The 25,328-nt window shown below is 57.5% G+C and carries 26 protein-coding genes and 4 tRNA genes; all 30 read right to left on the bottom strand.

The genetic code is table 11. The features are described from left to right. Positions 1-2: 2 nt before the first annotated feature. The 30 genes from rpmC to birA all read right to left on the bottom strand — a co-directional run bounded on the left by rpmC (position 3) and on the right by birA (position 25,305). A complete protein-coding gene (gene rpmC / locus AACG97_RS02805) occupies positions 3-194 on the bottom strand; it encodes a 50S ribosomal protein L29 (RefSeq protein ID WP_002555481.1) in 192 nt (63 codons plus the stop codon). Beyond that, entirely contained in the window at positions 194-607 is a 414-nt protein-coding gene (gene rplP / locus AACG97_RS02800) for a 50S ribosomal protein L16 (RefSeq protein WP_003255479.1), read from the bottom strand. Before rplP ends, rpmC begins: the two co-directional genes overlap by 1 nt. A gap of 12 nt (positions 608-619) precedes the next feature. After that, positions 620-1,306: a 30S ribosomal protein S3 gene (gene rpsC, locus AACG97_RS02795; protein ID WP_003255481.1), complete on the bottom strand. Its 687-nt coding sequence runs from the start codon at positions 1,304-1,306 to the stop codon at positions 620-622. Between the two features lie 13 nt (positions 1,307-1,319). After that, on the bottom strand, positions 1,320-1,652 hold the full coding sequence (rplV, locus tag AACG97_RS02790; RefSeq protein ID WP_003103908.1) for a 50S ribosomal protein L22: 333 nt from the start codon (positions 1,650-1,652) through the stop codon (positions 1,320-1,322). Positions 1,653-1,663: 11 nt separating this feature from the next. After that, entirely contained in the window at positions 1,664-1,939 is a 276-nt protein-coding gene (gene rpsS, locus AACG97_RS02785) for a 30S ribosomal protein S19 (protein WP_003255482.1), read from the bottom strand. A 16-nt stretch (positions 1,940-1,955) separates the two neighbouring features. After that, entirely contained in the window at positions 1,956-2,780 is an 825-nt protein-coding gene (gene rplB / locus AACG97_RS02780) for a 50S ribosomal protein L2 (RefSeq protein ID WP_003255483.1), read from the bottom strand. A 14-nt stretch (positions 2,781-2,794) separates the two neighbouring features. Further along, positions 2,795-3,094, bottom strand: a complete 300-nt coding sequence (rplW, locus tag AACG97_RS02775; protein WP_003255484.1) for a 50S ribosomal protein L23 — start codon at positions 3,092-3,094, stop codon at positions 2,795-2,797. Next, positions 3,091-3,693 carry a 50S ribosomal protein L4 gene (rplD, locus tag AACG97_RS02770; protein ID WP_003255485.1) on the bottom strand — a complete coding sequence of 201 codons (603 nt, stop codon included), beginning with the start codon at positions 3,691-3,693 and terminating at the stop codon, positions 3,091-3,093. Before rplD ends, rplW begins: the two co-directional genes overlap by 4 nt. A gap of 12 nt (positions 3,694-3,705) precedes the next feature. Continuing rightward, a complete protein-coding gene (gene rplC, locus AACG97_RS02765; RefSeq protein ID WP_003255486.1) occupies positions 3,706-4,341 on the bottom strand; it encodes a 50S ribosomal protein L3 in 636 nt (211 codons plus the stop codon). Between the two features lie 80 nt (positions 4,342-4,421). Continuing rightward, entirely contained in the window at positions 4,422-4,733 is a 312-nt protein-coding gene (gene rpsJ / locus AACG97_RS02760; RefSeq protein ID WP_003186070.1) for a 30S ribosomal protein S10, read from the bottom strand. A 141-nt stretch (positions 4,734-4,874) separates the two neighbouring features. Continuing rightward, positions 4,875-6,068 carry an elongation factor Tu gene (gene tuf, locus AACG97_RS02755; RefSeq protein ID WP_010951775.1) on the bottom strand — a complete coding sequence of 398 codons (1,194 nt, stop codon included), beginning with the start codon at positions 6,066-6,068 and terminating at the stop codon, positions 4,875-4,877. Between the two features lie 27 nt (positions 6,069-6,095). Continuing rightward, the gene (fusA, locus tag AACG97_RS02750; RefSeq protein WP_009681248.1) at positions 6,096-8,243 is read right to left on the bottom strand and encodes an elongation factor G; all 2,148 of its coding nucleotides are present in this window, start codon (positions 8,241-8,243) and stop codon (positions 6,096-6,098) included. A gap of 30 nt (positions 8,244-8,273) precedes the next feature. Beyond that, entirely contained in the window at positions 8,274-8,744 is a 471-nt protein-coding gene (gene rpsG, locus AACG97_RS02745) for a 30S ribosomal protein S7 (protein WP_003246741.1), read from the bottom strand. A 106-nt stretch (positions 8,745-8,850) separates the two neighbouring features. Next, positions 8,851-9,222: a 30S ribosomal protein S12 gene (gene rpsL, locus AACG97_RS02740; protein ID WP_003255492.1), complete on the bottom strand. Its 372-nt coding sequence runs from the start codon at positions 9,220-9,222 to the stop codon at positions 8,851-8,853. A gap of 211 nt (positions 9,223-9,433) precedes the next feature. Beyond that, the gene (gene rpoC / locus AACG97_RS02735; protein ID WP_009681247.1) at positions 9,434-13,633 is read right to left on the bottom strand and encodes a DNA-directed RNA polymerase subunit beta'; all 4,200 of its coding nucleotides are present in this window, start codon (positions 13,631-13,633) and stop codon (positions 9,434-9,436) included. 64 nt (positions 13,634-13,697) lie between these two features. Beyond that, positions 13,698-17,771: a DNA-directed RNA polymerase subunit beta gene (rpoB, locus tag AACG97_RS02730; RefSeq protein ID WP_009681246.1), complete on the bottom strand. Its 4,074-nt coding sequence runs from the start codon at positions 17,769-17,771 to the stop codon at positions 13,698-13,700. A 220-nt stretch (positions 17,772-17,991) separates the two neighbouring features. Then, a complete protein-coding gene (gene rplL, locus AACG97_RS02725; protein WP_003255496.1) occupies positions 17,992-18,357 on the bottom strand; it encodes a 50S ribosomal protein L7/L12 in 366 nt (121 codons plus the stop codon). 77 nt (positions 18,358-18,434) lie between these two features. After that, positions 18,435-18,935 (bottom strand): 50S ribosomal protein L10, encoded by a 501-nt coding sequence (gene rplJ, locus AACG97_RS02720; protein ID WP_009681245.1) that lies wholly within the window; start codon positions 18,933-18,935, stop codon positions 18,435-18,437. A gap of 197 nt (positions 18,936-19,132) precedes the next feature. Continuing rightward, positions 19,133-19,828 carry a 50S ribosomal protein L1 gene (gene rplA, locus AACG97_RS02715; RefSeq protein ID WP_009681244.1) on the bottom strand — a complete coding sequence of 232 codons (696 nt, stop codon included), beginning with the start codon at positions 19,826-19,828 and terminating at the stop codon, positions 19,133-19,135. Next, on the bottom strand, positions 19,828-20,259 hold the full coding sequence (gene rplK, locus AACG97_RS02710; RefSeq protein ID WP_003255500.1) for a 50S ribosomal protein L11: 432 nt from the start codon (positions 20,257-20,259) through the stop codon (positions 19,828-19,830). The genes rplA and rplK overlap by 1 nt, the downstream gene beginning before the upstream one ends. A gap of 119 nt (positions 20,260-20,378) precedes the next feature. Then, a complete protein-coding gene (gene nusG / locus AACG97_RS02705; protein ID WP_003255501.1) occupies positions 20,379-20,912 on the bottom strand; it encodes a transcription termination/antitermination protein NusG in 534 nt (177 codons plus the stop codon). 9 nt (positions 20,913-20,921) lie between these two features. Beyond that, on the bottom strand, positions 20,922-21,290 hold the full coding sequence (secE, locus tag AACG97_RS02700; protein ID WP_009681243.1) for a preprotein translocase subunit SecE: 369 nt from the start codon (positions 21,288-21,290) through the stop codon (positions 20,922-20,924). Between the two features lie 44 nt (positions 21,291-21,334). After that, positions 21,335-21,410 (bottom strand) — tRNA-Trp (locus AACG97_RS02695). A 54-nt stretch (positions 21,411-21,464) separates the two neighbouring features. Then, positions 21,465-22,658 carry an elongation factor Tu gene (gene tuf / locus AACG97_RS02690; RefSeq protein WP_225786148.1) on the bottom strand — a complete coding sequence of 398 codons (1,194 nt, stop codon included), beginning with the start codon at positions 22,656-22,658 and terminating at the stop codon, positions 21,465-21,467. Between the two features lie 76 nt (positions 22,659-22,734). Beyond that, a tRNA-Thr gene (locus tag AACG97_RS02685) sits at positions 22,735-22,810 on the bottom strand. Positions 22,811-22,839: 29 nt separating this feature from the next. Next, a tRNA-Gly gene (locus AACG97_RS02680) sits at positions 22,840-22,913 on the bottom strand. A 24-nt stretch (positions 22,914-22,937) separates the two neighbouring features. Further along, positions 22,938-23,021, bottom strand: a tRNA-Tyr gene (locus AACG97_RS02675). Between the two features lie 152 nt (positions 23,022-23,173). After that, entirely contained in the window at positions 23,174-23,599 is a 426-nt protein-coding gene (locus tag AACG97_RS02670) for a hypothetical protein (protein ID WP_009681394.1), read from the bottom strand. Positions 23,600-23,606: 7 nt separating this feature from the next. Continuing rightward, positions 23,607-24,356, bottom strand: a complete 750-nt coding sequence (locus AACG97_RS02665) for a pantothenate kinase (protein WP_009681393.1) — start codon at positions 24,354-24,356, stop codon at positions 23,607-23,609. Beyond that, positions 24,346-25,305 (bottom strand): bifunctional biotin--[acetyl-CoA-carboxylase] ligase/biotin operon repressor BirA, encoded by a 960-nt coding sequence (gene birA, locus AACG97_RS02660; RefSeq protein ID WP_009681392.1) that lies wholly within the window; start codon positions 25,303-25,305, stop codon positions 24,346-24,348. Before birA ends, AACG97_RS02665 begins: the two co-directional genes overlap by 11 nt. Positions 25,306-25,328: the final 23 nt, after the last annotated feature.

Below are 25,328 nucleotides of genomic sequence, written 5' to 3'. Positions count from 1 at the left end.
GATCACTTACCTGCCTGCTGGTTGAGCACAGTTTTCACGCGAGCGATGTCACGCTTAACTTGCGAGAGCAGGTGCGACTGCCCCAACTGGCCAGTTGCTTTCTGCATACGCAGATTGAACTGGTCGCGCAGCAAGCCGAGCAGTTGCTCGTTCAGTTGCTGTGCCGATTTTTCACGAAGTTCATTCGCTTTCATCACATCACCGTCCGCTTAACAAAGGAGGTGGCGAGAGGCAGCTTTGCAGCAGCCAGGGCGAAAGCTTCGCGCGCCAGCTCTTCAGAAACACCCTCGATCTCGTACAGGACTTTGCCTGGCTGGATCTGGGCAACCCAGTACTCCACGGAACCCTTACCTTTACCCATACGAACCTCGAGAGGTTTCTTGGAGATCGGCTTGTCCGGGAACACACGGATCCAGATCTTGCCGCCACGCTTAACGTGACGGGTCAGCGCACGACGTGCGGACTCGATCTGGCGAGCGGTGAGGCGACCGCGAGCAACAGCTTTCAGGGCGAATTCGCCGAAGCTGACTTTGCTACCGCGCAGTGCCAGACCACGGTTGTGGCCAGTCATCTGCTTGCGGAATTTTGTACGCTTTGGTTGCAACATTTGGCGTACCCCTTACTTAGCAGCTTTTTTACGAGGCGCTGGTGCTTGTGGTTTCAGTTCTTCTTGGCGACCACCAATAACTTCGCCTTTGAAGATCCAAACCTTCACACCGATCACACCGTAAGTGGTGTGAGCTTCGTAGGTGTTGTAGTCGATATCGGCACGCAGGGTGTGCAGCGGCACACGACCTTCGCGATACCACTCGGTACGAGCAATCTCAGCACCGCCGAGACGACCGCTCACCTGGATCTTGATGCCCTTGGCACCAATACGCATGGCGTTCTGTACGGCGCGCTTCATGGCGCGACGGAACATTACGCGGCGTTCCAGCTGCTGAGCTACGCTCTGCGCAACCAGCATAGCGTCGAGTTCCGGCTTGCGGATCTCTTCGATGTTGATGTGCACAGGCACACCCATCTGCTTGGTCAGGTCCTGACGCAGCTTCTCGACATCTTCACCTTTCTTCCCGATAACGATACCTGGACGAGCGGTGTGGATGGTGATGCGTGCAGTTTGAGCCGGACGATGAATATCGATACGGCTTACGGACGCGCTTTTTAGTTTGTCTTGGAGGTACTCACGCGTTTTCAGATCCTTCAACAGGTAATCTGCGTAAGTAGCACCGTCTGCGTACCAGACGGAGGTGTGCTCCTTGACGATTCCCAGGCGAATGCCAGTGGGATGTACTTTCTGACCCATCTGATCGACTCCGTTACTTGTCCGCAACCTTGACAGTGATATGGCAAGACCGCTTGACGATGCGATCAGCACGGCCTTTGGCACGTGGCATGATGCGCTTCAGCGAACGCCCTTCGTTGACGAAGACGGTGGAGACCTTCAGGTCATCAACGTCTGCGCCTTCGTTGTGTTCGGCGTTGGCTACGGCCGACTCGAGGACTTTCTTCATGATTTCAGCAGCTTTTTTGCTGCTGAAGGCCAACAGGTTGAGCGCTTCGCCCACCTTCTTCCCGCGGATCTGGTCGGCGACCAAGCGGGCTTTCTGGGCGGAGATTCGAGCGCCCGACAACTTAGCGGCTACTTCCATTTCCTTACCCCTTAACGCTTGGCTTTCTTGTCAGCCACGTGCCCGCGATAGGTGCGGGTACCGGCGAACTCGCCCAGTTTGTGGCCGACCATGTCTTCGTTCACCAGAACTGGGACATGTTGACGACCGTTGTGTACCGCGATGGTCAGACCGACCATTTGTGGCAGGATCATCGAACGACGCGACCAGGTTTTAACTGGCTTGCGATCATTCTTCTCCACCGCCACTTCGACCTTCTTCAGCAGGTGAAGATCGATAAAAGGACCTTTTTTCAGAGAACGTGGCACTGTCGTATCCCTCTAGTTACTTGCGACGACGGACGATCATGTTGTCGGTACGCTTATTACCACGGGTTTTAGCACCCTTGGTTGGGAAGCCCCATGGCGATACCGGATGACGACCACCGGAGGTACGACCTTCACCACCACCGTGTGGGTGGTCAACCGGGTTCATGGCAACACCACGAACGGTTGGGCGAACGCCGCGCCAGCGTTTGGCACCAGCTTTACCCAGCGAACGCAGGCTGTGCTCGGAGTTCGAGACTTCGCCCAGGGTCGCACGGCACTCAGCCAGGACTTTACGCATTTCACCAGAGCGCAGACGCAGGGTCACGTAGACACCTTCGCGAGCGATCAGCTGAGCCGAAGCACCAGCGGAACGAGCGATCTGTGCACCTTTACCCGGCTTCAGTTCGATGCCGTGGATGGTGCTACCTACTGGAATGTTGCGCAGCTGCAGGGAGTTACCGGCCTTGATTGGGGCCAGTGCACCTGCGATCAGCTGGTCGCCAGCGCTCACGCCTTTAGGGGCGATGATGTAGCGACGCTCACCGTCTGCGTAGCACAGCAGGGCGATGTGAGCAGTACGGTTCGGGTCGTATTCGATACGCTCGACAGTGGCTGGGATGCCATCTTTGTCGTTGCGACGGAAGTCGACCAGACGGTAATGCTGCTTATGACCACCACCAACGTGACGAGTGGTAATGCGGCCATTGTTGTTACGACCACCAGACTTCGATTTTTTCTCGATCAGCGGTGCGTGAGGAGCGCCTTTGTGCAGCTCCTTGTTGACCACCTTGACCACGAAACGGCGGCCAGGGGAAGTCGGTTTGCATTTAACGATTGCCATGATGCACCCCTTCCTTACTCAGCACTGCTGCTGAAATCGAGATCTTGGCCTGGCTGAAGGGAGACGATCGCCTTCTTCCAGTCATTACGCTTGCCCAGACCACGTGCGGTACGCTTGGTTTTACCCAGAACGTTAACAGTCGACACGTTTTCAACTTTTACGTTGAACAGGCCTTCGACAGCTTTCTTGATTTCCAGCTTGGTTGCATCGGTAGCAACCTTGAATACGAACTGGCCTTTTTTCTCAGCCAGAACGGTAGCCTTCTCGGAAACGTGCGGGCCAAGGAGGACTTTGAATACGCGTTCCTGGTTCATCCCAGCAGCTCCTCGAATTTCTTCACGGCCGAGACAGTGATCAACACTTTCTCGTATGCGATCAGACTGACCGGGTCGGAACCTTGTACGTCACGTACATCGACGTGCGGCAGGTTACGAGCAGCCAGGTACAGGTTCTGATCAACAGCGTCGGAAACGATCAAAACATCGCTCAGACCCATGCCGTTCAGCTTGTTCAGCAGATCTTTGGTTTTTGGCGCTTCAACAGCGAAGTCCTGAACCACGACCAGACGGTCGCTACGCACCAGCTCAGCGAGGATGGAGCGCAGTGCTGCGCGGTACATCTTCTTGTTGAGCTTCTGCGAGTGATCTTGAGGGCGAGCTGCGAAGGTTACACCACCGCCACGCCAGATCGGACCACGAGTGGTACCAGCACGAGCACGGCCAGTACCCTTCTGACGCCATGGGCGCTTACCGCCACCAGCCACGTCGGAACGGGTCTTCTGCTGCTTGGTACCCTGACGGCCGCCAGCCATGTAGGCCACGACTGCTTGGTGAACCAGCGTCTCGTTGAATTCGCCACCGAAAGTCAGTTCGGAAACTTCGATCGCCTGAGCGTCATTTACATTAAGTTGCATGTCAGTTTCCCCTTAACCGCGAGCCTTGACAGCTGGACGTACAACCACGTCGCCACCAGTAGCGCCAGGTACGGCACCTTTGATCAGCAGCAGGTTGCGTTCAGCGTCTACGCGAACTACTTCCAGGGACTGAACAGTCACGCGCTCGGCGCCCATGTGACCGGACATTTTCTTGCCCTTGAACACACGACCAGGAGTCTGGCACTGGCCGATGGAACCAGGAACACGGTGCGACACGGAGTTACCGTGGGTGTTGTCCTGACCACGGAAGTTCCAGCGCTTGATGGTACCGGCAAAGCCTTTACCTTTGGACTGACCAGTAACGTCAACCAGCTGGCCTGCAGTGAAGAGTTCAGCTTTGATCAGATCGCCAGCCTGGAAATCGCCTTCTTCAAGACGGAACTCCCAAACACCGCGACCAGCGGCAACGTTGGCCTTGGCGAAGTGGCCTGCCTGAGCGGCAGTCACACGCGAAGCACGACGCTCGCCGACAGTGACTTGCACTGCACGGTAGCCATCGGTTTCTTCAGTTTTGAACTGGGTGACGCGATTCGGCTCGATCTCAATGACCGTGACCGGAATGGAGACACCTTCTTCGGTGAAAATGCGGGTCATACCGCACTTGCGACCGATTACACCAATAGTCATGTTGTAAACCTCATGAGTGTACGGGGCTTTCACCCGCTATGGCCGCCCATTTCAGAGCGTTACACGACTAGACCGAAGTCTTAGCCGAGGCTGATCTGTACTTCCACACCTGCCGCCAGATCAAGCTTCATCAGCGCGTCAACGGTTTTATCCGTTGGCTGGACGATGTCCAGAACACGCTTATGAGTGCGGATCTCGTACTGGTCACGCGCGTCTTTGTTGACGTGCGGGGAAACCAGAACGGTGAAACGCTCTTTGCGGGTAGGCAGTGGAATTGGACCACGCACTTGTGCACCAGTACGTTTCGCGGTTTCCACGATTTCCTGGGTGGATTGGTCGATCAGGCGATGGTCGAAAGCCTTCAACCTGATACGGATTTGCTGATTTTGCATTGGATTTCAGACTCCAGGCTGTTCCCAACGGACGCACTACGCCCGCTAAAAGGAGGCGTGATTCTATAGACGCCCCCATTTAGTGTCAACCCAATAAAAAAAACCCCCGCTGAGCGGGGGTTTTTTCAATCGGTCGAGAGATTACTCGATGATTTTGGCTACGACGCCGGCGCCGACGGTACGACCGCCTTCACGGATAGCGAAGCGCAGACCGTCTTCCATTGCGATGGTCTTGATCAGGGTAACAGTCATCTGAATGTTGTCACCTGGCATTACCATTTCAACGCCTTCCGGCAGCTCGCAGTTACCGGTCACGTCAGTGGTACGGAAGTAGAACTGAGGACGGTAGCCTTTGAAGAACGGAGTGTGACGACCGCCTTCTTCCTTCGACAGAACGTAGACTTCTGCGGTGAACTTGGTGTGCGGCTTGACCGAACCTGGCTTGACCAGAACCTGGCCACGCTCAACGTCGTCACGCTTGGTACCACGCAGCAGAACGCCGCAGTTCTCGCCAGCACGGCCTTCGTCCAGCAGCTTGCGGAACATCTCAACACCGGTGCAGGTGGTGGTGGTGGTGTCACGCAGACCAACGATTTCCAGCGGATCCTGAACGCGGACGATACCACGCTCGATACGGCCGGTAACAACGGTACCACGACCCGAGATCGAGAATACGTCTTCGATTGGCATCAGGAATGGCTGGTCGATGGCACGAACTGGCTCAGGGATGTAGGCATCCAGAGTTTCTACCAGCTTCTTGACAGCGGTAGTGCCCATTTCGTTGTCGTCTTTGCCTTCCAGCGCCATACGAGCCGAACCGATGATGATCGGGGTGTCGTCGCCTGGGAAGTCGTAGGTGGACAGCAGGTCGCGAACTTCCATCTCGACCAGTTCCAGCAGCTCAGCGTCGTCTACCAGGTCAGCCTTGTTCAGGAAGACCACGATGTACGGAACGCCAACCTGACGGGACAGCAGGATGTGCTCACGGGTTTGTGGCATCGGACCATCGGCGGCCGAGCAAACCAGGATCGCGCCGTCCATCTGGGCAGCACCGGTGATCATGTTCTTCACATAGTCAGCGTGACCTGGGCAGTCGACGTGAGCGTAGTGACGAATGTTCGAGTTGTACTCGACGTGAGCGGTGTTGATGGTAATACCGCGCGCTTTTTCTTCCGGAGCCGAGTCGATCTTGTCGAACTCAACGACTGCCGAACCGAAAACTTCGGAGCAGACGCGAGTCAGAGCTGCGGTCAGAGTGGTCTTACCGTGGTCAACGTGGCCGATGGTGCCGACGTTAACGTGGGGAAGGGAACGATCAAATTTTTCTTTAGCCACGACAGTGAACCTCTTGCCTAAAGGGGATTAGCCTTGTTTTTTAACGAGTGCTTCGACGATGTTCGACGGAGCTTCGGCGTATTTGGAGAATTCCATGGAGTAGCTTGCGCGACCCTGAGACATGGAACGAACGTCGGTTGCATAACCGAACATTTCTCCGAGTGGTACCTCAGCAGTGATTACCTTGCCGGACACCGAGTCTTCATTACCCTGGATCATCCCACGACGACGGCTCAGGTCACCCATCACGTCACCCAGGTAGTCTTCCGGGGTTACAACTTCGACCTTCATGATCGGCTCAAGCACCACGCCACCGCCCTTCTGGGCCAGTTGCTTGGTCGCCATCGAAGCGGCGATCTTGAACGCCATTTCGTTGGAGTCGACGTCGTGGTACGAACCGTCGAACACTGTAGCCTTCAGGCCGAGCAGCGGATAGCCGGCAACAACGCCGTTTTTCATCTGCTCTTCGATACCCTTCTGGATCGGGGCGATGAATTCCTTCGGAATCACACCACCAACGACTTCGTTGGTGAAGACCAGACCTTCGGTGATGTTGCCCTTCTCGTCGACGTCTGGCTCCGAGAAACGGATCCAGCAGTGACCGAACTGACCACGACCACCCGACTGACGAACGAACTTGCCTTCGATCTCGACGTTGGACTTGGTGATCTTCTCGCGGTACGAAACCTGCGGCTTGCCGACGTTGCACTCGACGTTGAATTCGCGCTTCATGCGGTCAACGAGAATGTCCAGGTGCAGCTCACCCATACCGGAGATGATGGTCTGGCCGGTTTCTTCGTCGGTCTTGACGCGGAACGACGGGTCTTCCTGGGCCAGCTTGCCCAGTGCGATACCCATCTTCTCCTGGTCAGCCTTGGTTTTCGGCTCTACGGAGAGCGAAATTACCGGCTCAGGGAAGTCCATACGCTCAAGGATGATCGGCTTGTCGAGGTTGCACAGGGTATCACCGGTGGTGACGTCCTTCATCCCGATCAGAGCAGCGATGTCGCCTGCACGTACTTCCTTGATTTCTTCACGCTGGTTGGCGTGCATCTGCACCATACGGCCAACGCGCTCTTTCTTGCCCTTGACCGAGTTGATGACGGAGTCACCAGAGGTCAGGAAGCCCGAGTAAACGCGGACGAAGGTCAGGGTGCCCACGAACGGGTCGGTAGCGATCTTGAACGCCAGAGCCGAGAACGGCTCGTCGTCGTCAGCAGGACGCTCGTCGTACTGTTCAGGCTTGACTTCATCCTTCGGCACGTCGATCAGATCAGGGTGGATACCCTTGATCGCAGGGATCTCGGTTGGCGCAGGCAGGTAGTCAATGACGGCATCGAGAACCAGGGGAACGCCCTTGTTCTTGAACGAAGAACCGCAGACAGCAGGAACGATCTCGCTCGCCAGAGTACGGGCGCGCAGACCAGCCTTGATGTCTTCGACGGACAGGTCACCTTCTTCAAGGTACTTGTTCATCAGCTCTTCGCTGGCCTCGGCAGCAGCCTCGACCATGTTGCTGCGCCATTCGTTGGCCAGGTCCACCAGCTCGGCAGGAATTTCTTCCTCGCGATAGGTGGTGCCTTTGTCGTCGTCGTTCCAGTAGATGGCTTTCATCTTGATCAGGTCAACCTGACCCTGGAAGTCATCTTCTGCACCGATGGCCAGCTGAACCGGAACCGGGGTGTGACCCAGACGGTTCTTGATCTGACCTACAACGCGCAGGAAGTTGGCACCGGCACGGTCCATCTTGTTCACGTAGACAACACGTGGAACGCCGTACTTGTTGGCCTGACGCCATACGGTTTCGGACTGCGGCTCAACGCCGGAGGTACCGCAGAACACAACGACCGCGCCGTCGAGTACGCGCAGCGAACGCTCTACTTCAATGGTGAAGTCAACGTGGCCGGGGGTATCGATGACGTTTACGCGGTAGTTGTCGTACTGACCACGGGAACCTTTCCAGAAGGTGGTAACGGCAGCGGAGGTAATGGTGATACCCCGCTCCTGCTCCTGCACCATCCAGTCGGTGGTCGCGGCGCCGTCATGCACCTCGCCCATCTTGTGGCTCAGACCTGTGTAGAACAGGATCCGCTCGGTAGTGGTAGTCTTGCCCGCGTCAACGTGGGCACAGATACCGATGTTACGGTAGCGGTTAATTGCTGTAGTACGAGCCATAAAGCCCTCGCGAAATGATTGATGCTTGAATTAGAAGCGGTAGTGCGAGAACGCTTTGTTGGCTTCAGCCATACGGTGCACGTCTTCACGCTTCTTGACTGCAGCACCCTTGCCTTCGGCAGCATCCAGCAGTTCGCCGGCCAGACGCAGAGCCATCGACTTCTCGCCGCGCTTGCGGGCGTAGTCTACGAGCCAGCGCATTGCCAGAGCGTTACGACGGGATGGACGAACTTCAACCGGAACCTGGTAAGTAGCACCGCCTACACGGCGGGACTTGACTTCGACCAGCGGAGCGATGGCGTCGAGAGCTTTCTCGAAGATTTCCAGGGGGTCGCTGTTCTTGCGTGCTTTGACGGTATCCAGGGCACCGTAAACGATGCGCTCGGCTACGGCCTTCTTGCCGCTTTCCATCACGTGGTTCATGAACTTGGCGAGGATCTGGGATCCGTACTTCGGATCGTCAAGGATCTCACGTTTTGCTGCTACACGACGTCTTGGCATGATAAGCCCTCAAACGGTCTTCAGGTTAGCCCGGGACGCGGGTCTTCGACCCCTGCCCGACCTTACTCTTATCGACTCAAAAAAATGGATGTCTGCAAACGGCCGATTACTTCGGACGCTTGGTACCGTATTTCGAACGACCCTGGTTACGGCCTTTGACGCCCGAAGTATCCAGAGAGCCGCGAACGGTGTGGTAACGAACACCTGGCAAGTCTTTTACACGGCCGCCACGGATCAGGACGACGCTGTGCTCTTGCAGGTTGTGGCCTTCACCACCGATGTACGAGGAAACCTCGAAACCGTTGGTCAGACGCACACGGCATACTTTACGCAGTGCCGAGTTAGGTTTTTTCGGCGTGGTGGTGTACACACGGGTGCACACGCCACGACGTTGCGGGCAGTTCTGCAGCGCAGGAACGTCGGACTTCTCGACCGAACGCTTACGCGGCTGACGTACCAGCTGGTTGATAGTTGCCATCTACTAGCTCCACTGATTGTCTTGCGACTCTATTGTCTTGCAAGAAAGCCAAAAATTGGCGAGACGGAGCCTCACCAAATTTAAGGGTACAAAAGTCTAAAGAGGATCTTGCACCCAGTCAAGACAAGGCCCCGGCCCTCCTCGCCCGATCATCGGCAACATTTCATGTCACCGATGCCCGTTCGAGGGTAGCCGGGGCCCCGCCCTGGACTTAGTTACCGCTGGAATTCAGCGCTTCGGTCAGTGCGGCTTCCACCTCACTGGCGCTGACACGCAACGGTTTGTCGGCATCACGGCGACGCTTGCGCTCGCTGTGGTAAGCCAGACCAGTACCGGCTGGGATCAAACGACCCACAACCACGTTCTCCTTCAGGCCGCGCAGGTAGTCGCGCTTGCCGGTTACCGCCGCTTCGGTCAGTACGCGGGTGGTTTCCTGGAAGGAAGCCGCGGAGATGAACGACTCGGTCGACAGCGAGGCCTTGGTGATACCCAGCAGCACACGGGTGAACTTGGAGATGAACTTGTCCTCGCTGGCGAGACGCTCGTTCTCTACCAGTACCTGGGTCAGTTCCATCTGGTCGCCCTTGATGAAGCTGGAATCGCCCGACTCGGAGATCTCGACCTTGCGCAGCATCTGACGCAGGATGGTCTCGATGTGCTTGTCGTTGATCTTCACGCCTTGCAGACGGTAAACGTCCTGGATCTCGTTGACGATGTACTTCGCCAGCGCGCTGACACCCAGCAGACGCAGGATGTCGTGCGGATCGCTCGGGCCGTCGGAGATAACTTCACCGCGGTTTACCTGCTCACCTTCGAACACGTTCAGGTGGCGCCACTTCGGAATCAGCTCTTCGTACGGATCGCTACCGTCGGTCGGAGTGATCACCAGGCGACGCTTGCCCTTGGTCTCTTTACCGAATGCGATGGTGCCGCTGACTTCAGCCAGAATCGAGGCTTCTTTCGGACGACGCGCTTCGAACAGGTCGGCAACGCGCGGCAGACCACCGGTGATGTCACGGGTCTTCGACGTTTCTTGCGGGATACGCGCAATAACGTCACCAACACCGATCTGGGCACCGTCAGCCACACCCACGAGGGCGTTGGCCGGCAGGAAGTACTGGGCAGGTACGTCGGTACCTGGCAGGTACAGATCCTTGCCAGCGGCATCGACCATCTTGATTGCCGGACGGATTTCCTTGCCTGCGGCAGGGCGATCCTTCACGTCCAGTACTTCAATGTTGGTCAAGCCGGTCAGTTCATCGGTCTGACGCTTGATGGTGATGTTTTCTTCCATGCCCACGAAGGTCACGGTACCTTTCAGCTCGGTAACGATCGGGTGGGTGTGCGGGTCCCACTTGGCGACGATGGCGCCAGCTTCGACCTTTTCACCTTCCTTGACCGAAATCACTGCACCGTAAGGCAGCTTGTAGCGCTCACGCTCACGGCCGAATTCGTCGGCAATGGCCAACTCACCGGAACGCGATACGGCAACCAGGTTGCCGTCGGCACGCTCGACCTGCTTCAGGTTGTGCAGACGCACCATACCGCCGTTCTTCACCTGGACGCTGTCGGCAGCCGAAGTACGGCTTGCAGCACCACCGATGTGGAACGTACGCATGGTCAGCTGGGTACCCGGCTCACCGATCGACTGTGCAGCGATAACGCCGACAGCTTCACCGATGTTCACCTGGTGACCGCGAGCCAGGTCACGACCGTAGCACTTGGCGCAGATGCCGTAGCGGGTTTCGCAGCTGATCGGCGAACGCACGATCACTTCGTCGATGCTGTTCAGCTCGATGAACTCGACCCACTGCTCGTCGACCAGGGTACCGGCCGGAACGATCACGTCCTCGGTGCCTGGCTTGAACACGTCGCGGGCGATGACACGACCCAGTACACGCTCACCCAGCGGCTCTACAACGTCGCCGCCTTCGATGTGCGGCGTCATCAGCAGGCCTTGGTCGGTGCCGCAGTCGATCTCGGTAACCACCAGATCCTGGGCAACGTCCACCAGACGACGCGTCAGGTAACCCGAGTTCGCAGTCTTCAAGGCGGTATCCGCCAGACCCTTACGAGCACCGTGGGTCGAGATGAAGTACTGGAGTACGCTCAGACCTTCACGGAAGTTCGCGGTGATCGGCGTCTCGATGATCGAGCCGTCCGGCTTGGCCATCAGGCCACGCATACCAGCCAGCTGACGGATCTGTGCTGCGGAACCCCGCGCACCCGAGTCAGCCATCATGTACATCGAGTTGAAGGACTCTTGCTCGACTTCCTTGCCCTCGCGGTCGATGACCTTCTCTTTCGAGAGGTTGGCCATCATCGCCTTGGACACTTCGTCGTTCGCCTTGGACCACAAGTCGATGACCTTGTTGTACTTCTCGCCCTGGGTTACCAGGCCGGAGGCGTACTGGCTCTCGATTTCCTTCACTTCATCGGTAGCGTTACCGATGATGCGGGCTTTCTCGTCCGGGATAACGAAGTCGTTAACACCGATGGAAACACCGGAAATGGTCGAGTAGGCGAAACCGGTGTACATCAACTGGTCAGCGAAGATGACGGTCTCTTTCAGACCAACCACGCGGTAGCACTGGTTGATCAGCTTGGAGATCGCCTTTTTCTTCATTGGCTGGTTGACCACATCGTACGGCAGGCCTGCCGGTACAACCTGGAACAGCAGCGCACGGCCGACGGTGGTGTCGACGATACGGGTGTTCTTGACCACCGAGCCATCACGCTCTTTCACGGTTTCGTTGATACGAACCTTGATTTTCGCGTGCAGGGCAGCTTCGCCGGCGCGGAATACGCGGTCGACTTCCTGCAGGTCGGCGAATACGCGACCTTCGCCCTTGGCATTGATGGCCTCACGGGTCATGTAGTACAGACCCAGTACAACGTCCTGCGACGGAACGATGATTGGCTCACCGTTGGCTGGCGACAGAATGTTGTTGGTCGACATCATCAGCGCGCGCGCTTCGAGCTGGGCTTCCAGCGTCAGCGGCACGTGAACGGCCATCTGGTCACCGTCGAAGTCGGCGTTGTACGCGGCGCAGACCAGCGGGTGCAGCTGGATGGCTTTACCTTCGATCAGAACCGGTTCAAAGGCCTGGATACCCAGACGGTGCAGGGTTGGCGCACGGTTGAGCAGTACGGGGTGTTCGCGGATCACCTCGGCGAGAACGTCCCATACCTCTGGCAGCTCGCGCTCGACCATCTTCTTGGCAGCCTTGATGGTGGTCGCCAGACCACGCATTTCCAGCTTGCCGAAAATGAACGGCTTGAACAGCTCGAGGGCCATCTTCTTCGGCAGACCGCACTGGTGCAGACGCAGGGTCGGGCCTACGGTAATTACCGAACGGCCGGAGTAGTCCACACGCTTACCGAGCAAGTTCTGACGGAAGCGACCTTGCTTACCTTTGATCATGTCGGCCAGGGACTTCAGCGGACGCTTGTTCGAGCCAGTGATGGCGCGACCGCGACGGCCGTTGTCCAGCAGGGCGTCGACCGCCTCCTGCAGCATGCGCTTTTCGTTGCGCACGATGATGTCCGGCGCCGACAGATCCAGCAGGCGCTTCAGACGGTTGTTACGGTTGATCACCCGACGATACAGGTCGTTCAGGTCGGAGGTCGCGAAGCGGCCACCATCCAGCGGCACCAGCGGACGCAGGTCCGGCGGCAGTACTGGCAGAACGGTCAGCACCATCCACTCAGGCAGGTTGCCCGAGCCCTGGAAAGCTTCCATCAGCTTCAGGCGCTTGGACAGCTTCTTGATCTTGGTTTCCGAGTTGGTCTGCGGAATTTCTTCGCGCAGGCGGCCGATCTCGTGCTCCAGGTCGATAGCGTGCAGCAGTTCGCGGACAGCCTCGGCACCCATGCGGGCGTCGAAGTCGTCACCGAACTCTTCCAGCGCTTCGAAGTACTGCTCGTCGTTCAGCAGCTGGCCCTTTTCCAGGGTGGTCATGCCCGGGTCGATAACGACGTAGCTCTCGAAGTAGAGCACGCGCTCGATGTCACGCAGGGTCATGTCCATCAGCAGGCCGATACGGGACGGCAGCGACTTCAGGAACCAGATGTGAGCGACCGGCGAGGCCAGCTCGATGTGCGCCATGCGCTCACGACGCACTTTGGCCAGGGCAACTTCAACGCCGCACTTCTCGCAGATTACGCCACGGTGCTTGAGGCGCTTGTACTTGCCGCACAGGCACTCGTAGTCCTTGACTGGGCCAAAGATCTTGGCGCAGAACAGGCCGTCACGCTCAGGCTTGAACGTACGGTAGTTGATGGTTTCCGGCTTCTTAACTTCACCGAACGACCACGAACGGATCATTTCAGGCGACGCCAGACCGATGCGGATGGCGTCGAACTCTTCGACTTGACCCTGGTTTTTCAGCAAATTCAGTAGGTCTTTCAAGGCCTTTCCTCCTGGCGGAGCAGGGAGCGGGCATTACCTGCCCCACTCCCCTTCGCGTCACGTGTTATTCGGTTTCCAGATCGATATCGATACCGAGGGAACGGATCTCTTTGATCAACACGTTGAAGGACTCGGGCATGCCCGGCTCCATACGGTGATCGCCATCCACGATGTTCTTGTACATCTTGGTACGGCCGTTCACGTCGTCCGACTTCACTGTGAGCATTTCTTGCAGGGTGTATGCCGCGCCGTATGCTTCCAGCGCCCACACTTCCATCTCCCCGAAACGCTGACCACCGAACTGCGCCTTACCACCCAGCGGCTGCTGGGTAACCAGGCTGTAGGAACCAGTGGAACGCGCGTGCATCTTGTCGTCCACCAAGTGGTTCAGCTTGAGCATGTACATGTAACCAACGGTCACCGGACGCTCGAACTTGTTGCCGGTACGGCCATCGAACAGCACCATCTGGCCGCTTTCTGGCAGGTCTGCCAGTTTCAGCATGGCCTTGATCTCGCGCTCCTTGGCACCATCGAAGACCGGAGTAGCCATAGGCACACCTTTCTTCAGGTTGTGCGCCAGGGCCAGGATCTCGGCGTCGGAGAACTCGTCGAGGTTTTCCTGACGACCACCGATCTCGTTGTAGACCTCGGTCAGGAACACACGCAGCTCAGCGGCTTTGCGCTGCTCTTCGAGCATGCGGTCGATCTTCTCGCCCAGGCCTTTGGCCGCAAGGCCCAGGTGGGTTTCGAGGATCTGACCAACGTTCATACGCGAAGGTACGCCCAGCGGGTTCAGTACGACGTCGACCGGAGTACCGTTGGCGTCGTGCGGCATGTCTTCAACCGGCATGATAACCGAGACAACACCTTTGTTACCGTGACGGCCGGCCATCTTGTCACCCGGCTGGATGCGACGGCGGATTGCCAGGTAAACCTTGACGATCTTCAGTACGCCTGGTGCCAGGTCATCGCCCTGCTGCAGCTTGCGCTTCTTGTCTTCGAACTTGTCGTCCAGCAGACGGCGACGGTCAACGATGTACTGCTGAGCCTTTTCCAGCTGCTCGTTCAGTGCATCTTCAGCCATGCGCAGCTTGAACCACTGGCCGTGCTCCAGACCGTCCAGTACTTCGTCGGAGATCACGGTGCCTTTCTTCAGGCCCGCGCCACCGTCGACCACTTGGCCGTTCAGGGCAGAACGCAGACGCTCGAAGGTTGCGCCTTCGACGATGCGGAACTCTTCGTTGAGGTCCTTGCGGATCTCGTCCAGCTGCATCTTCTCGATGGCCAGGGCGCGGCTGTCGCGCTCCACGCCATCACGGGTGAAGACCTGTACGTCGATGACAGTGCCCTTGGTGCCAGTTGGCACGCGCAGGGAAGTGTCCTTAACGTCGCTGGCTTTTTCGCCGAAGATGGCGCGCAGCAGTTTTTCTTCCGGAGTCAGCTGGGTTTCGCCTTTTGGCGTAACTTTACCGACCAGGATGTCACCCGCGCCGACTTCCGCACCCACGTAGACGATACCGGCTTCGTCCAGCTTGTTCAGTGCGGCTTCACCCACGTTCGGGATGTCCGCAGTGATTTCCTCTGGGCCAAGCTTGGTATCACGCGCCACACAGGTCAGTTCCTGAATGTGGATCGTGGTGAAGCGGTCTTCCTGCACCACACGTTCGGACAGGCAGATGGAGTCTTCGAAGTTGAAGCCGTTCCACGCCATGAAGGCGATACGCATGTTCTGACCCAGTGCCAGCTCACCCATGTCGGTGGACGGGCCGTCGGCCATGATGTCGCTGCGCTGAACCTTGTCACCCTTGCTGACCAGCGGACGCTGGTTGATGCAGGTGTTCTGGTTGGAACGGGTGTACTTGGTCAGGTTGTAGATGTCCACACCGGCTTCACCGGTCTCGACTTCATCGTCATTGACGCGAACGACGATACGGCTGGCGTCGACCGAGTCGATCACGCCACCACGGCGAGCAACCACGCAGACACCGGAGTCACGGGCAACGTTGCGCTCCATGCCGGTACCCACCAGCGGCTTGTCGGCACGCAGGGTCGGTACAGCCTGACGCTGCATGTTCGAACCCATCAGTGCACGGTTGGCGTCGTCGTGCTCGAGGAACGGGATCAGCGAGGCAGCGACGGAAACAACCTGCTTCGGCGAAACGTCCATCAGGGTGACGTCTTCCGGCGCCTTGACGGTGAATTCGTTCAGGTGACGGACCGCTACCAGCTCATCGATCAGCTGCTTCTTGTCGTTCATCGCGGCCGAAGCCTGGGCGATAACGTGATCGGCTTCTTCAATGGCCGACAGGAACACGATGTCGTCGCTGACCACACCTTCTTTCACCACGCGGTACGGGCTTTCCAGGAAGCCGTACTGGTTGGTGCGGGCATAGGCTGCCAGGGAGTTGATCAGACCGATGTTCGGACCTTCAGGGGTCTCGATCGGGCACACACGGCCATAGTGGGTCGGGTGCACGTCACGGACTTCAAAGCCAGCACGCTCACGGGTCAGACCGCCAGGGCCGAGTGCAGAGACGCGGCGCTTGTGGGTGATCTCGGAGAGCGGGTTGTTCTGGTCCATGAACTGGGACAGCTGGCTGGAACCGAAGAACTCTTTCACCGCCGCCGCAACCGGCTTGGCGTTGATCAGGTCTTGCGGCATCAGGCCTTCGCTTTCCGCCATCGACAGACGTTCCTTGACCGCGCGCTCTACACGCACCAGGCCAACGCGGAACTGGTTCTCGGCCATCTCGCCGACGCAACGAACGCGACGGTTACCCAGGTGGTCGATGTCGTCGACAATGCCTTTGCCGTTACGGATATCGACCAGGGTCTTCAGGACCTCGACGATATCTTCCTTGCTCAGCACACCCGAACCCTCGATCTCGGTACGACCGATACGACGGTTGAACTTCATGCGGCCAACGGCGGACAGATCGTAACGCTCGGCGCTGAAGAACAGGTTGTTGAACAGGGTCTCGGCGGCGTCCTTGGTCGGCGGCTCGCCTGGACGCATCATGCGGTAGATTTCGACCAGGGCTTCCAGCTGGTTGCTGGTGGTGTCGATCTTCAGCGTGTCGGAGATGAACGGACCGCAGTCGATGTCGTTGGTGTACAGGGTCTCGATACGGACAACCTGCGCCTTGGCGACCTTGATCAGCAGCTCGGTGGTCATCTCGGTGTTGCACTCGGCGAGGATCTCACCGGTAGCCGGATGCACGATAGCCTTGGCGGTGGTGCGGCCCAGGACGTATTCCATAGGAACGTCCAGCTGCTTGACGCCGGCCTTTTCGATCTGGTTGATGTGGCGCGCGGTAATACGGCGGCCTTGCTCGACGATGACTTTGCCGGTTTCGTCATGGATGTCCATGACAGCAACTTCACCACGCAGACGCTGTGGCACCAGTTCCAGGCTAAGTTTTTCGCCGGAAATGTGGAACACGTTGGTGGTGTAGAAGGTGTTCAGCACTTCTTCAGTGCTGTAGCCCAGGGCACGCAGCAGCACCGAGGCCGGCAGTTTGCGGCGACGGTCGATACGCACGAACACGCAGTCCTTCGGGTCGAACTCGAAGTCCAGCCAGGAGCCGCGGTAAGGGATGATGCGAGCGGAGTACAGCAGCTTGCCGGAGCTGTGGGTCTTGCCACGGTCGTGGTCGAAGAACACACCAGGCGAACGGTGCAGCTGGGAAACGATCACACGCTCGGTACCGTTGATTACGAAGGTACCGTTTTCAGTCATCAGGGGGATTTCACCCATGTAGACTTCTTGCTCTTTGATGTCCTTGATCGCTTTGTTCGACGATTCCTTGTCGAAGATGATCAGGCGCACCTTGACCCGCAGTGGTACCGCGAAGGTCACACCACGCAGGACACATTCCTTCACATCGAAGGCGGGTTCGCCCAGGCGATAGCCTACGTACTCCAGGGCAGCATTGCCGGAGTAGCTGATGATCGGGAATACCGATTTGAAGGCCGCGTGCAGGCCGACGTCGCGGAAGTTATCCTTGGATGCTCCCGCTTGCAGGAATTCGCGATACGAATCCAGCTGGATGGCCAGGAGGTAAGGCACATCCATGACGTCCGGCAACTTGCTAAAGTCCTTGCGGATACGTTTTTTCTCAGTGTATGAGTAAGCCATCAGCGTTCCCCAGCTTGGTCACCTGCTTGTTTGGCTTCTCCCGGCGGGAGCAGCCAGAAAATCGTGCAAACCCCTTGGTTTGCGCCACCCACATGGGTGTCTTGCAGCTTGTTATCGGGGCCGGCATGACCGGCCACCAATAACGGAAAAAGGCCGGTGGCATAAGCCACCAGCCATCAGCCTTTTGCTCAACGCTCAGGCTGGCATCGCAAGGTCGAGATTACTTCAGCTCGACTTTAGCGCCTGCTTCTTCCAGCTTCTTCTTAGCGTCTTCAGCGGCTTCTTTCGAAACGCCTTCAGCTACAACCTGAGGAGCGCCATCGACTTTCTCTTTGGCTTCTTTCAGGCCCAGACCGGTCAGCTCGCGAACGGCTTTGATCACGTTCACTTTCTTGTCGCCGGCTTCAACCAGAACAACGTTGAACTCGGTCTGCTCTTCAACAACGGCAGCAGCAGCAGCTGGGCCAGCAGCGGCAACAGCAGCGGTAACGCCGAAGGTTTCTTCCATTGCTTTGATCAGCTCAACAACTTCCAGAACGGTTTTCTGGCCGATTGCTTCGATGATTTGTTCGTTAGTCAGGGACATGACTTAAATCCTGTATTGGGGTGACAGCCTACGCAGCCATCAAATTAAACGTATGATTTTGAAAGAATTCGCACGCCTTAGGCGGCGGTAGCTTCTTTCTGGTCGCGAATGGCTGCCAGAGTACGAGCCAGCTTGCTGGTGGCGCCTTGAATAACGCTCATCAGTTTCGCAATAGCTTCGTCGCGGGTCGGCAGGGTAGCCAACACGTCGATCTGGTTCGCTGCAATGAAATTGCCGTCAAACGCAGCTGCCTTGATCTCGAACTTGTCCTGACCCTTGGCGAACTCTTTGAACAGACGAGCAGCAGCGCCCGGGTGTTCGTTGGAGAAAGCAATCAGGGTCGGGCCTTTGAACGCGTCGTTGAGGATCGAAAATTCGGTGCCTTCAACAGCGCGCTTGAGCAGGGTGTTACGTACGACACGTACATAAACGCCAGCTTCGCGGGCCTCTTTACGGAGTCCGGTCATTGCGCCTACAGTCACACCACGGGCATCAGCCACGACAGCGGACAGAGCGACTTTGGCAGCCTCGTTGACTTCAGCGACGATGGCCTTCTTGTCTTCGAGTTTAATTGCCACGGGTTTACTCCTGGTTTTTACCGTTTCATCTGGCCGAAGCCTGATGTCGTTTTGGTGTCTGATTCGGTAACGAATCGGGAGCACCATCTGCGTGGGCTGGGTTTTTAAGGCTTGCGCCGCCTACGGTCTTGGATAGCCCCCGCCAGGCAGGGACCCCAATTTTTGCTGGTGGCGCGACATGTCGCACCACCATGTTCTTACACGTTCAGCGAGCTCTGATCGATGACCAGACCTGGGCCCATGGTGGTGCTCAGGGTAACGCGCTTAACGTAGATACCTTTCGAAGAAGCTGGCTTGATACGCTTCAGGTCAGCGATCAGGGCTTCAACGTTTTCCTTCAGCTTGCCAGCTTCAAAGCCGACCTTGCCAACGGAGGTGTGGATGATACCGTTCTTGTCGGTACGGTAGCGAACCTGACCAGCCTTGGCGTTTTTCACGGCAGTGGCTACGTCTGGAGTCACGGTACCAACTTTCGGGTTAGGCATCAGGCCGCGAGGACCCAGAACCTGACCCAGCTGACCTACAACGCGCATGGCATCAGGCGATGCGATGACGACGTCATAGTTCAGGTCGCCGCCTTTCATTTCGGCAGCCAGATCGTCCATACCTACGCGGTCAGCGCCTGCAGCCAGAGCAGCTTCAGCAGCTGGGCCCTGGGTGAAAACGGCAACGCGAACGGTCTTGCCAGTGCCGTGCGGCAGCACAGTAGCGCTACGTACGACCTGGTCGGATTTACGCGGGTCAACACCGAGGTTTACGGCGATGTCGTAGGACTCGACGAACTTGGCAGCAGGCAGCGAGGCCAGCAGAGTTGCCGCTTCTTCGAAGTTGTAGGCCTTGCCTGCTTCGATTTTCTCGGCGATTGCCTTTTGGCGTTTGGTCAGCTTAGCCATTACACACCCTCCACGTTCAGGCCCATGCTGCGGGCAGAGCCAGCGATGGTGCGTACAGCAGCGTCCAGGTCAGCGGCAGTCAGGTCAGCCTGTTTGGCTTTCGCGATGTCTTCCAGCTGAGCACGGGTAACGGTACCGACTTTAACGGTGTTCGGGCGAGCCGAACCACTGGTCAGGCCAGCAGCTTTCTTCAGCAGAACCGAGGCAGGGGTGCTCTTGGTCTCGAAGGTGAAGCTACGGTCGCTGTAGACAGTGATGATCACTGGAGTCGGCAGGCCGGCTTCTTGACCCTGGGTACGGGCGTTGAAGGCCTTGCAGAATTCCATGATGTTCACACCATGTTGACCCAGTGCTGGACCAACGGGTGGGCTTGGGTTGGCCTGGCCGGCCTTAACTTGCAGCTTGATGTAAGCCTGAATCTTCTTAGCCATGAGCTACTCCAAAATCGGGTACGAACGCCTGCTGGCTCCCCGGATGACTTGCGTTTTATCCCAGTGACGACAAAACCCCGCAGCACACAGGGCTGCGGGGTATGGGATGCTTTGTCCGCCTAGACCTTTTCGACCTGGCTGAACTCGAGCTCCACCGGAGTAGAGCGACCGAAAATGAGCACTGCAACCTGCAGGCGGCTCTTTTCGTAGTTAACCTCTTCGACACTGCCATTGAAGTCAGCGAACGGACCGTCAATGACACGAACCACTTCACCTGGCTCGAACAGCGTCTTCGGCTTCGGCTTGTCGCTACCGTCGGCAACGCGACGCAGGATAGCCTCGGCTTCTTTATCAGTGATCGGCGCAGGCTTGTCTGCAGTACCACCAATAAAGCCCATCACACGAGGGGTGTCCTTGACCAAGTGCCAAGTCCCTTCGTTCATCTCCATCTGGACCAGCACATAGCCAGGGAAGAATTTGCGCTCACTTTTGCGCTTCTGGCCGTTACGCATTTCGACGACTTCTTCGGTCGGAACCAAGATCTCGCCGAAACCGTCTTCCATGCCAGCCAGCTTGACGCGCTCAATCAGGGAGCGCATTACATGCTTCTCGTAACCCGAGTAAGCATGCACAACATACCAACGCTTAGCCACGGGACACCTTTAGCCAACGATCAGGGAGACCGCCCAGCCGAGCAGGGAGTCGAGCCCCCACAGCAGCAGTGCCATAACCAGCACAACAGCCACGACAATCAGCGTGGTCTGGGTGGTTTCCTGGCGGGTCGGCCACACGACTTTACGAATCTCGGCACGAGCTTCCTTCGCCAACGTAAAGAACGACTTGCCCTTCGCAGTCTGCAGAGCTACAAAGCCCGCGACAGCAGCCAGGACGAGAAGTGCGAGAACGCGATACAGGATTGGGGAGGCGGAGTAATACTGGTTACCCACTACGCCAACAACCACCAAAGCCACTACAGCCAGCCACTTGAACAGATCAAAACGCGATTCTTGGGCTTCAGTTTTGGGGGTCATCGAGGAGGATCCTGTAAGAAGAAAGCCATCACACCGAGGTGAAATGGCAGGTCAGGAGGGAATCGAACCCCCAACCTACGGTTTTGGAGACCGTCGCTCTGCCAATTGAGCTACTGACCTGTAACGCTGTATCAGGCCGGCCATTATACCGGCCTGATCAAGTAAATCAACTACTTATTCAATAATTTTTGCTACGACGCCGGCGCCGACGGTACGACCGCCTTCACGGATAGCGAAGCGCAGACCGTCTTCCATTGCGATGGTCTTGATCAGGGTAACAGTCATCTGAATGTTGTCACCTGGCATTACCATTTCAACGCCTTCCGGCAGTTCGCAGTTACCGGTCACGTCAGTGGTACGGAAGTAGAACTGAGGACGGTAGCCTTTGAAGAACGGAGTGTGACGGCCGCCTTCTTCCTTCGACAGAACGTAGACTTCTGCGGTGAACTTGGTGTGCGGCTTGACCGAACCTGGCTTGACCAGAACCTGGCCACGCTCAACGTCGTCACGCCTGGTACCACGCAGCAGAACGCCGCAGTTCTCGCCAGCACGGCCTTCGTCCAGCAGCTTGCGGAACATCTCAACACCGGTGCAGGTGGTGGTGGAGGTGTCACGCAGACCAACGATTTCCAGCGGATCCTGAACGCGGACGATACCACGCTCGATACGGCCGGTAACAACGGTACCACGACCCGAGATCGAGAATACGTCTTCGATTGGCATCAGGAATGGCTGGTCGATGGCACGAACTGGCTCAGGGATGTAGGCATCCAGAGTTTCTACCAGCTTCTTGACAGCGGTAGTGCCCATTTCGTTGTCGTCTTTGCCTTCCAGCGCCATACGAGCCGAACCGATGATGATCGGGGTGTCGTCGCCTGGGAAGTCGTAGGTGGACAGCAGGTCGCGAACTTCCATCTCGACCAGTTCCAGCAGCTCAGCGTCGTCTACCAGGTCAGCCTTGTTCAGGAAGACCACGATGTACGGAACGCCAACCTGACGGGACAGCAGGATGTGCTCACGGGTTTGTGGCATCGGACCATCGGCGGCCGAGCAAACCAGGATCGCGCCGTCCATCTGGGCAGCACCGGTGATCATGTTCTTCACGTAGTCAGCGTGACCTGGGCAGTCAACGTGAGCGTAGTGACGAATGTTCGAGTTGTACTCGACGTGAGCGGTGTTAATGGTAATACCGCGCGCTTTTTCTTCCGGAGCCGAGTCGATCTTGTCGAACTCAACGACTGCCGAACCGAAAACTTCGGAGCAGACGCGAGTCAGAGCTGCGGTCAGAGTGGTCTTACCGTGGTCAACGTGGCCGATGGTGCCGACGTTAACGTGGGGAAGGGAACGATCAAACTTTTCCTTAGCCATCGATACAACCCTCGCAGAAGAATAGTCTTGCGCTGATAAAACAAAGGCAGATATTTTCATATCTGCCTTGTTTGTATGGAGCTCTTGAGCGGACTTGAACCGCTGACCTCACCCTTACCAAGGGTGTGCTCTACCAACTGAGCTACAAGAGCGAAACACTTTGTGCAAAACCCAGCAAACTTGGAGCGGGTAGCGGGAATCGAACCCGCATCATCAGCTTGGAAGGCTGAGGTTCTACCACTAAACTATACCCGCGGAGCTTGTGGCTCTCGCTAAAACTGGTGGAGGGAGAAGGATTCGAACCTTCGAAGCTCTCGCAACGGATTTACAGTCCGTCCCCTTTGACCGCTCGGGAATCCCTCCAGATGTGGCCGGCATTCTATTTGTCTGCCGTCCTAGTGTCAAGCGTTTTTTCAAATTTTTTCAATCAAATCTGAAACTTAGCTGCTTTGACACCGCTTCCAGCTCTACCACCTAAGTGGTGTTCCCTGTGAAGCGGGCGCCATTCTATCAAGCTATTCGTCAGTTGCAATACCCTGGCAGAAAATAATTTTATGTTTTAAGTCTTTGAAATCATTGGAAAGAGATGAGAGCACCGTTTCATCCAGCAATCGCTCGCTTTCCGGGGCTACCTTGAGCCAACGACCATCGGCACCAGGCAACTGCCCTACCACCGGCACCGTCGCAATATCGAGGCTAAGCAGCCGCTGGCGCAGGGCTTCGAGCTGCGCCTGCACCATTACCCCACCGATTACCAGGCATTCATCCCGGCGCTTTGGGGGTGTTGATACACCCGTTTCACGCAAAAGCCGGATTTCTTGCTGACTCCCCTTGTACAGAGACAAGGGTGCGACTTCCTTGACCTTCAGCGGGGCTTCCTGCTGATGCCACACGTAGTAGAAGACGTTGAGCACCAGTAACAGCAGAAACAACCAACGCATAGGCACCTCAATCCAATGGACAAGCCATGGCCAGCCCCACGAACACCAGGTCGGGCACGACACGCGCCTGGGGCACGGCCTCCCTCACTAGCGGCGCATCGCCCCCAGTGAGGAATACGGTGAAATCTTCACCCCACAGGGCGCGTGCCTGCTCGAGCTGCGTTCGGGCAAAACCCTGCAGCATCAGAACACAACCGCGCTCGACTGCCTCGACGGTTGAGCGCCCTGGCAACAGGCTGGTCAACGCGCGCTCGGCGGAGGCATCGTCATAACGAATGCGCCGGGTGTGGGTGCGCAACTGACTGCGCATCAATGGCATGCCCGGGCAGATATACCCGCCCAGGTGCTCGCCATCCGCAGCCACGAAGTCGGCTTTTGCAGCAGTCCCCAAATCGATGACCAGGCAAGCCCCTTTGGCAACATGAAATGCACCTAACGCGGCCAGCCAGCGATCCATCCCCAAACGCTGGTAATCCTCATAACCGTTGCGCACGCCTGCCATTTCCCGGGCGGGGTGCGCTACCCGGGCCTGAACGGCAAAGGCCTGGGCGATAACCGCGCAAAGCGCATCGGTCTCTTCCTCGCTACGCACACTCACAATGCGACAGCCCGTAAGACGCACCGAGGCGAGTGCGGCCACTTCGGCCACCAATGCCTGATCGGAGTCGACAATCCCGCCGCCCTCGATCACTGCATCGGCGACATGGATGACCCGCCATTTGATAAAGCTGTTTCCGCAATCGAGCTCAAGAATCATCACGCAACCTCAAACTGAGCTCACCACCGCTGAAGCTCTTCTCCACTCCATCCACCTCAAGGCGCAAGCCGCCCTGCCCGTCGACGCCAAGAACAACACCATCAACACGCGTGTTACCGGCAATCAGCGATACACTCCGGCCTTGCCAAAGGTGCGCCTGCTCCCATTCCTCCTGGAATGCAGCGAAACCATAGCGCCGATGACGTGCCAGTTCATGCTGCAAATGCTGGGTGAGCGACGCCACCAGGTGATTCCGGTCTATTGCCCCACCCAGCTCGCGCCGCATCGACGTCCACTGCTGGTCGACCTGCTCGTTCGCCTGCATGTTCACATTGATGCCGACACCCAGCACAACATGGCAGACATCGGCTGGATCTCCCACCAGTTCCAGCAGAATGCCGGTGATCTTCATCCCGCGAACCAGGACATCGTTAGGCCACTTCAGCCCTACATCTTTTACACCAAAGCCCTGCAAGGTGCGCATTACTGCCAACCCTACCACCAGGCTCAAGCCTTCAAGCTGGCGCATGCCGCCGTCAACCCGCAGCACCAGGCTGTAGTACAGGTTCTCGGCAAACGGACTGACCCATTGCCGACCACGTCGGCCACGGCCAGCGCTCTGGCGCTCGGCCAAAACCAAAAAGGGTGCTGCCTGGCCCTCACCCGCCATGCGCAGGCCTTCGGCGTTGGTCGAGTCGATCGTGTCGTGGATGAATACTGGCCACTGCTCGCCTTCGGCGAACCCGGCGATTGCTTGTGCCTCAAGCAACACCAGCGGCGCAGCCAATTGGTAACCACGCCCACGAACTTTGTGAATGGTGAGGTTCAGTTCACTCTCCAGGTGCTGCAGCTGCTTCCAAACGGCGCTACGACTCACCCCGAGGGCCGCCCCCAGAGCTTCTCCGGAATGGAACCGGCCGTCCTTGAGGAGATTCAACAACTTCAGCATGCCAGTCTCGACTTGGAATAAGG

Source organism: Pseudomonas sp. Nvir, from assembly GCF_963778085.1.
Taxonomy (GTDB): Bacteria; Pseudomonadota; Gammaproteobacteria; order Pseudomonadales; family Pseudomonadaceae; genus Aquipseudomonas; species Aquipseudomonas juntendi.
The sequence above is the reverse complement of the archived record's forward strand: the minus strand, read 5'-3'. Positions and strand labels throughout refer to the sequence as shown.